General features: G+C 66.8%; 8 protein-coding genes. 3 read left to right on the forward strand and 5 right to left on the reverse strand.

Features of this window, described 5'->3' with window-relative positions:
- The first annotated feature begins 86 nt into the window (after window positions 1-86).
- Window positions 87-923: an alpha/beta fold hydrolase gene (locus NBW77_RS21780; RefSeq protein ID WP_131746764.1), complete on the forward strand. Its 837-nt coding sequence runs from the start codon at window positions 87-89 to the stop codon at window positions 921-923.
- A gap of 40 nt (window positions 924-963) precedes the next feature.
- Here the strand turns inward: NBW77_RS21780 and NBW77_RS21785 are convergent, their stop codons facing one another.
- The 5 genes from NBW77_RS21785 to NBW77_RS21805 form a co-directional block, all read right to left on the reverse strand.
- Entirely contained in the window at window positions 964-1,230 is a 267-nt protein-coding gene (locus NBW77_RS21785) for a hypothetical protein (RefSeq protein WP_242605825.1), read from the reverse strand.
- Window positions 1,231-1,290: 60 nt separating this feature from the next.
- Window positions 1,291-1,590, reverse strand: a complete 300-nt coding sequence (locus NBW77_RS21790) for a helix-turn-helix domain-containing protein (protein WP_349817066.1) — start codon at window positions 1,588-1,590, stop codon at window positions 1,291-1,293.
- Between the two features lie 206 nt (window positions 1,591-1,796).
- Window positions 1,797-2,114 carry a helix-turn-helix domain-containing protein gene (locus tag NBW77_RS21795; RefSeq protein WP_131746765.1) on the reverse strand — a complete coding sequence of 106 codons (318 nt, stop codon included), beginning with the start codon at window positions 2,112-2,114 and terminating at the stop codon, window positions 1,797-1,799.
- Window positions 2,111-2,473: a type II toxin-antitoxin system RelE/ParE family toxin gene (locus NBW77_RS21800; protein WP_131746766.1), complete on the reverse strand. Its 363-nt coding sequence runs from the start codon at window positions 2,471-2,473 to the stop codon at window positions 2,111-2,113. Before NBW77_RS21800 ends, NBW77_RS21795 begins: the two co-directional genes overlap by 4 nt.
- Window positions 2,474-2,645: 172 nt before the next feature.
- Complete coding sequence (locus NBW77_RS21805; RefSeq protein WP_131746767.1) at window positions 2,646-3,149, reverse strand: hypothetical protein; 504 nt, start codon at window positions 3,147-3,149, stop codon at window positions 2,646-2,648.
- 159 nt (window positions 3,150-3,308) lie between these two features.
- On the opposite strand from NBW77_RS21805, the gene coaE reads away from it, so the two are divergent.
- On the forward strand, window positions 3,309-3,935 hold the full coding sequence (coaE, locus tag NBW77_RS21810) for a dephospho-CoA kinase (protein ID WP_250280268.1): 627 nt from the start codon (window positions 3,309-3,311) through the stop codon (window positions 3,933-3,935).
- Between the two features lie 77 nt (window positions 3,936-4,012).
- The coding region (locus tag NBW77_RS21815; protein WP_250280267.1) for a DEAD/DEAH box helicase family protein at window positions 4,013-4,767 on the forward strand (755 nt) is incomplete at its 3' end.

Here is a 4,767-nt window from a genome sequence, read left to right on the forward strand (position 1 = left end):
GGATCAGCTCGGAATACGCAAGCCGGGACGCGATCGGGAAAGTGCCCCCGCCGCGGCGGGTCAAGAGACGGGTGCGGAGCATAGCAATGGAGAAGATCGAGCTTTCGGCCGGAACGATCGAATACGAGGACAGTGGTGGCGACGGGCCGGTGATCGTTCTGCTGCACGGGCTCCTGATGGACACGTCGCTCTGGGAAGAGGTGATTACCGATCTCCGCGGCCACTATCGGTGCGTGGCACCGACGCTGCCCCTGGGCGCCCACACCCATCCGATGCCAGCGGACGCGGACCTTTCGCTGCGTGCGATTACACGGCTCGTCGCGGAATTCCTCGAGCGCCTCGATCTGAACAACGTCACCCTCGTCGGCAATGACACCGGTGGCGCGCTCGTCCAGTTGCTCATCTGCGAGGGCGCCGCACGCGTCGATAGAATTGTGCTTGCCTCCTGCGACGCGTTCGACAACTTCCCACCGGGCTTGAGCGGTAAAACGCTGGTGCTGACCGGAAAGCTCTCGCCCACGATGTTCGGTCTGTTCATGCAGCAACTACGCCTCAAGCCGTTCAGGCGGTTGCCGATCTCCTTTGGCTGGTTGACCAAGCGTGGCGATGCCGCCACCGCTCGCTGGCTGAAACCGATCCTGCACCAGCGCGAGATCCGCCGCGACGCGGTGCACGTCCTACGCTCGATCTCGGCAGAGCGCAACCTCATGCTCGAGGCCGCGGAGTGCCTCGCCACCTTCGACGGGCCCGCCCTCGTCGTCTGGGCTGAGAAGGACCGCGTCATGCCTCCGGAGCATGGGCGTCGTCTCGCCGAACTCCTCCCGAAAGGATGGCTCGTCGAGATACCGGACAGCTACACGCTCCTCCCTCTTGACCAGCCCGCCAGGCTCGCGCAGCTCATCCGGGAAATGCACCTGCAGTGACCGACTAAGTGGTCTCGCTCGTAGGTCCTTCGGGGGTTGGTCAGGCTGCCTGTGGGGTGGAGGATTGTTCTTGTCGGTCGGGTGTGTGCCGGTCGAGTCTGGCTAGTAGATCTTCCAGGTCGGTGGTGGTGAACTTCCACTGGAACGGCTGTGCCGTGGCGTTGTAGCGGTCTTCGAATGCTCGGAGCCGGTCGGGGATCTGGGTCAGGTCGGTGAAGTCGTTGGGTGAGACGACCGTGCGCTGGACAACGGAGAAAAAGATCTCCACCTGGTTCAACCAGGAGGCGTGGACAGGGGTGTGGACCATGACCGCGTTCGGGAACGCAGCGGCAGCGTGCCTGGATGGAGGTCTTCTCATCGCAGGAGATCACGTACTCGTTGTCGCCCAGCCCGACGCCGTCGAAGGTACGGGCGTACAGGTCCAGGACCGCGGCGGCCGGCCGGACCGTTTGCGGTCGGCCAGCCCGGCGATGCCGTGGTCGGCGAACCGGCCCCGCCAGGTACGGACCGTGTCCACCGTGAGGCGGACCTGCCGGGCGATCCGGGCGTTGGACCTCCCCCGCGCCGCCGCCAACACGATCTGAGCGCGGACCCTGTCCTGATAGGGGGTTTTGTGGCCGTAGGCCCTCGTTTTCAGGAGGCGACGTTTACCGGCACGCAACGTCACCGGGCGGGCGGACGTGACGGGTATGAGGGGCGATTCCTTCCAGAACAGATCAGGATGATCGCCATCTTTCGTTTGGGAGCGAGCGTGACGCTGGGCGTGTCGACCACGGCCAGTTGCCGTTACATAGGGCTACGAGTAGTTACGCGGAAAGGCTCAGTGACACGTTAGGTCCACCACGATGCGGAACAGCGGTGTCGAGGCCGGTTTCAGGCGATCGCGGTGATGTCTCCGTCGTCGAAGTAGATCGCTTGATGTAGCCGGCCGCCCAGAGCGGCGGCGAACCGGGCGACCACGTCCTGGCCGGAGATCTTGCCCTGTTCGATCTGCGAGACCCGGCCCTTGGTGACGCCCATCCGCTCGGCCACCTGCTGCTGGGTCAGGCCCCGCGTCCGGCGCACCTCGGCGAGCCGGTGACCGACCGAGACCGCCAGGAGTTCCTGCTTGCCGGCCTCGACCGCGTCCTCGCCGCCGGCCCGGGCGACCTGCTCTGCGCGGATATCTGCCCAGCGCACGTGACCACTCATCGCCGATCACCTTCCTGGCCGCGTTCCATCAGATAGGTCTTGTAGCGTTGTTCCGCCAACGGGATCGCCTCCTCGTACCAGGCGTTCCACCGTCCGGCTTTGTCTCCGGCGACGAGCAGGATAGTCGAACGCCACGGATCGAAGCAGAACAAGATCCTTACAGTTCTTGGTCGGAGTTCTTTCAGGTTGGGGAGCGACGAACCCGTGATCGTGTCCACCAGTGGTCTGCCAAACCCAGGGCCGGCCTCCGCGAGCAGGTCGATCGCTTGGACGACACATGCGTGCGTCGCGGCGTCCAGACTGTCGATCCACGCGCGGACCTCGTTGACGAGGTAGACGTCCCACTGCTGTCCGTCCACCCAGCGAGTATAGCTTCCGGTAAACCATGCCGCGGCGGACGCGAATAGCTCCCGGACAGTCGACTACGGCCGGTAGCTGCCGGTGTGTCGTGTTTCGCGGTCGCGCCCTCCCGAAGCCGGTGGCCACCCGGGGTCGCGGTGGTGTCGGCGGTGTCGGTGGTGTCGGCGGGCATCACGAAGGCCGGCGCGAGGTGCCGGATCCGGTGGCGAGCCGTAGGCGGTCGATGAGTTTGGTGAGGTTGCGGACCTGGGTCGAGTCGCGGCCGAAAGTGGCTACCAGGATCCGGTGGACGCCTTCGAGCTCGATAAGGGCTTCGTCGTGGTGGCCGGCGGCGGCGAGCAGCTGGGCGATGGTGATGCGGGCCTCGCGGATCCTGTCCGGTTCGTCGTCGCTAGCGGCCGAGTCGGCGTTCTGGACGTAGAACCGCAGCTGCGCGAGGGCCTTGTCGGGTTGGCCGGCCTGCGCATAGGCGATGCCGGCATGGTAGGCGCAGTCGAGCACATAGGGATGGCTCGGCTCCAGCCGGTACCGGCGGTACTCGTGGCCGACATTGTCGAACAGAGCGGCCGCGCGGGTGTACTCGTCGGCGAAAAACAGTGTGGCGGCGAGGAGATGTCGCAGCTCCAGACCGCGGACCGGGTCCAGCGCCCCCGTTCCACACTCAGGAAGACCCACAGGTGGCTCAAGGACCTCACGACGGAGCTGCGGGGACAGCGGATGGACGCCTGGAGATCATCGCCGACTTCGGTGGCGAACGACTCGTCATCGGTTGAATACCACGATGCGGCGGAACTTCGAGACGGCGGATACGGCAGACTCGACGATGTGCTGCGGGTGGGGTTGACCGGTGGGATCGGCGCGGGCAAGAGCGCGGTGGCGCAGCTGCTGGCCGACCATGGTGCTCATGTGATCGACGCGGACGCGATCGCCCGGGAGGTGGTCGCGCCGGGAACGCCGGGCCTGGCGGCCGTCGTCGGGGAGTTCGGGCCGCATCTGCTGCGCGCCGACGGCAGCCTGGACAGGGAGGCGCTCGGCACGGTCGTGTTCGCCGATCCGGACGCCCGCCGCCGACTGGAGGCGATCACCCATCCGCTTGTCGGGGCGGAGGCGGCCCGCCGCATGGCGCAGGCTCCCGCGGACGGAATCGTCGTGTACGACGTGCCGTTGCTCGTCGAGGCCGGTCTTGCCGCCGGCTACGATCTGGTCGTCGTGGTCGAGGCGCCCCGGGAGGTCCGTCTCGCCCGGCTTGCGGGGCGGGGGCTCCCGCGGGAGCAGGCGGAGGCGAGGATGGCCAACCAGGCCACCGACTCCGCCCGCCGGGCGGTCGCGGACATCCTCGTGGACAACGCCGGCACCATCGACGACCTGCGGAGCGGGGTGGACGAGGTGTGGTCGCGGCTGCTGGCCGTCCAGTCCATCCAGTCCGATCAGCCCGAGTGGTCGGCGCGGCCGGCTGGGTGAGGGCACCGACCCGTGGCATTCACGGAACAGAGCGGCCCGGACGGAAACTGTCGGTGCCCTGTGGTGTTGTAGGACGCGTGCGCCCCACCACTGAAATCGAGCGTTCCACCGCACCGTTTCGCGTCGTCTCGGATTTCGAACCGTCCGGTGACCAGCCGGCCGCCATCGCCGAGCTGGCCCGTCGGATCCGCGGTGGTGAGAAGGACGTCGTGCTGCTCGGTGCGACCGGCACCGGCAAGTCGGCGACCACCGCATGGCTCGTCGAACAGGTGCAGCGACCGACGTTGGTGATGGCGCCGAACAAGACGCTGGCCGCGCAGCTCGCCAACGAGTTCCGCGAGCTGTTGCCGCACAACGCCGTCGAGTACTTCGTGTCGTACTACGACTACTACCAGCCCGAGGCGTACATCGCCCAGACCGACACCTACATCGAGAAGGACTCGTCCATCAACTCCGAGGTGGAGCGGCTGCGCCACTCGGCGACGATGAGCCTGCTGACCCGTAGGGACGTGGTGGTCGTGGCGAGCGTGAGCTGCATCTACGGCCTGGGCACGCCGCAGGAGTACGTCGAGCGCATGGTCCGGCTGCGGGTCGGGGAGGAGATCGACCGTGACCGGCTGCTGCGCAGGTTCGTCGATGTCCAGTACACCCGCAACGACGTGGCCTTCACCCGCGGGACGTTCCGGGTCCGCGGTGACACCGTCGAGGTGTTCCCCGTCTACGAGGAACTCACCGTCCGCATCGAGATGTTCGGGGACGAGATCGAGCGGCTGACCTATCTGCACCCGCTCACCGGTGAGGTCGTCCGGGAGGCGCAGGAGGTTTTCGTCTT

The organism is Frankia sp. Cppng1_Ct_nod (assembly GCF_920656135.1).
Taxonomy (GTDB): Bacteria; Actinomycetota; Actinomycetes; order Frankiales; family Frankiaceae; genus Protofrankia; species Protofrankia meridionalis.

Bases quoted from the DNA above. Each gene is read 5' to 3' on its own strand.
- NBW77_RS21795 (WP_131746765.1), bottom strand. From the start codon at position 2,114: ATGAGTGGTCACGTGCGCTGGGCAGATATCCGCGCAGAGCAGGTCGCC.
- NBW77_RS21780 (WP_131746764.1), top strand. From the start codon at position 87: ATGGAGAAGATCGAGCTTTCGGCCGGAACGATCGAATACGAGGACAGT.
- NBW77_RS21785 (WP_242605825.1), bottom strand. From the start codon at position 1,230: ATGGTCCACACCCCTGTCCACGCCTCCTGGTTGAACCAGGTGGAGATC.